The following is a 372-nucleotide window of genomic DNA, read 5'->3' on the forward strand; positions in this document are numbered from 1 at the left end:
CGACTTCTTCTTTCTGCCGTCCTACGCTTCCAAGCCGGAGCTCGGCACGCCGGTTCTCGGCGCGGGCACGCTGATCGCCATCACCAAGGATTCGCCCGCCGCAAAGGCCTTCATCGAATTCCTGAAAACGCCGATCGCCCATGAGGTATGGATGGCGCAGGCGGCGTTCCACACGCCGTACAAGGGTGTCAATCTCGATGCCTATGCCAACGAGCCTTTGAAGAAGCAGGGGCAAATTCTCACCTCCGCCACCACCTTCCGGTTTGACGCTTCCGTCCTGATGCCGGGCAAGATCGGTGCCGGCGCGTTCTGGACCGGCATGATCGTCTAGGGCGGCGGCACGGGCGCCAAGACGGTCGCGGCCGAGATCCA

General features: G+C 62.9%; 1 pseudogene. It reads left to right on the plus strand.

The window, feature by feature from the left end:
- A pseudogene (locus KVS69_RS18960) lies at window positions 1–331 on the plus strand (hypothetical protein); the annotation flags it as partial.
- Between the last annotated feature and the right edge of the window lie 41 nt (window positions 332–372).

The sequence above is a fragment of the Stenotrophomonas sp. GbtcB23 genome, assembly GCF_019091045.1.
GTDB classification, from domain to species: Bacteria; Pseudomonadota; Gammaproteobacteria; order Xanthomonadales; family Xanthomonadaceae; genus Stenotrophomonas; species Stenotrophomonas rhizophila_A.